The organism is Rahnella sp. P4_A8 (assembly GCF_056402435.1).
The window spans coordinates 1-1,687 of sequence record NZ_JBFUHK010000206.1 but is presented as its reverse complement, the minus strand read 5'-3'; the positions used below and the strand labels follow the sequence as shown (position 1 = coordinate 1,687).

2 protein-coding genes are annotated in these 1,687 nt (G+C 43.2%); both read right to left on the bottom strand.

Annotated elements, in window-relative coordinates:
• Positions 1 to 295: 295 nt before the first annotated feature.
• A complete protein-coding gene (locus tag AC1DUO_RS24710; protein WP_477989258.1) occupies positions 296 to 1,351 on the bottom strand; it encodes a phage integrase in 1,056 nt (351 codons plus the stop codon).
• An 87-nt stretch (positions 1,352 to 1,438) separates the two neighbouring features.
• A partial coding sequence (locus tag AC1DUO_RS24705; protein WP_477989256.1) for a hypothetical protein occupies positions 1,439 to 1,687 on the bottom strand: 249 nt, incomplete at its 5' end.

Below are 1,687 nucleotides of genomic sequence, written 5' to 3'. Positions count from 1 at the left end.
GTACTGGGAAGAGATTCAGGATCCAGTTCGTTGGATAGCTATCTTCGCTGGGATAATGTTAGCGCGATATCGCTCGTGGAATTGCTATATCAGATTGAAGTTGCCTAGCTGGCGGGACATTACACTTGCATTTCTTCCCGCTGCTTTGTCTCGCAACGGATCTAAATGAAGTACTCAATATGCCTTATGCACAAGGTATGAATTTCGGGCAAGAAAAAACCCGGTAATGTCACCGGGTCTTTAAAATCAATAAATTACATATTTTTCATGATGTTGCTTATGTGGCAAAGGGTGACTAATCAGGACTATTGCCTTCCTTTGTCGCCACTTTGTCGCCAGTTTTCATCGTGGCTAATGGGTTGAAGTGGAGGGCGGTTTCAAGATGTTCAGGGGCGAAGTGAGCATAGCGCATAGTCATCTGAATATCGGAGTGGCCGAGGATTCTCTGTAAAACAAGTATATTGCCACCGGACATCATAAAATGCGCAGCGAAGGTATGGCGAAGAACATGTGTTAACTGACCACGCGGTAAAACGATATCTGTTGAGTCGATAGCAGCCATAAAACGGAAGTAGCACTCACTGAAAAATCGGTTACCAGGCTGCGCAATGATTTCTTCATAAAGCTCTTTGCTGATCGGGACGCTTCTGTTTTTCTTACTTTTGGTTCTTACAAAAGTGATTTTATGTGGGGTGATTTGAGAGCGCGTTAATGTCTCAGCCTCCCGCCAACGCGAACCTGTGCTTAAACAAATTTTAACAACCAGAGGTAAATCTGGTCTTCCTTGGCTACAAGCCTCAAGCAATATGTTTATTTGTTCATGTGTGAGCCATGACATTTCTTTTTCAGTAGTGGCAAATTTTCGGAGAGTCTCCAGGGGATTAGGCTGTTTCCATTCCCCCAAACGAATTAGCTCGCTAAACATTCCGCTCAAATGACTTTGTTCCAGATTTACTGTAGTTGGGTCAGCCCCTTGACGCCAACGATCAGAAAAGTAGATTTCGCCGTTTAGGCGCTTGTCACGATAGTGGGCGAAGTCTTTAGCGGTAAAAGTTGTAGCGGGGGGGTTACCTAAAGCTTCAACCATTAGGCAGATTTTCTTATAGGTCTTTGAGCCTGCAGTGAGGGCTTGACCATGTAGGTTGTACCAAAGCTTGGCGATATCTTCCAGGGTTCGGCGATCAGTTTTCTCGCCGAGCCAGGGCTTATTCTCAGCTTCATCCATAGTATGGCGTTCAAATGCGAGAGCCTCCCCTTTGGTTGCGAACTGTTTCCGCACCCTACGGCCAGAACGACCGGTAGGGTAGCATTCACAAATCCATTGACCGGATGTAAGTTTGCGTACTGCCATTTTATCCCCCTTCATCAAGGGATATATTTTAACTGTATATAAAAACAGTGGTCAATGTATCTTTATGTCAAGTTATACATTTTAATTCTATTGAGATTTTTGCCGAATCATTTCTCTAATGTTACGGAGGTTTCTATCAGTCACTCTGGCATTATTAAGTACTCTATTTATCAACTTATTATTATTGTTTTCAGGTGACAGAGCATCAAAAGAAAAATTATGAGTGTTAACAATCGTATCATGTGTAACTTTTGGATATACATTTAGTTTCAGAAGTTCTTCGCTAATCCTAATTGGATTGCTGTAGGGGGAGACTCCAAGTGCGCTACCTATTGC

Bases quoted from the DNA above. Each gene is read 5' to 3' on its own strand.
- AC1DUO_RS24710 (WP_477989258.1), bottom strand. From the start codon at position 1,351: ATGGCAGTACGCAAACTTACATCCGGTCAATGGATTTGTGAATGCTAC.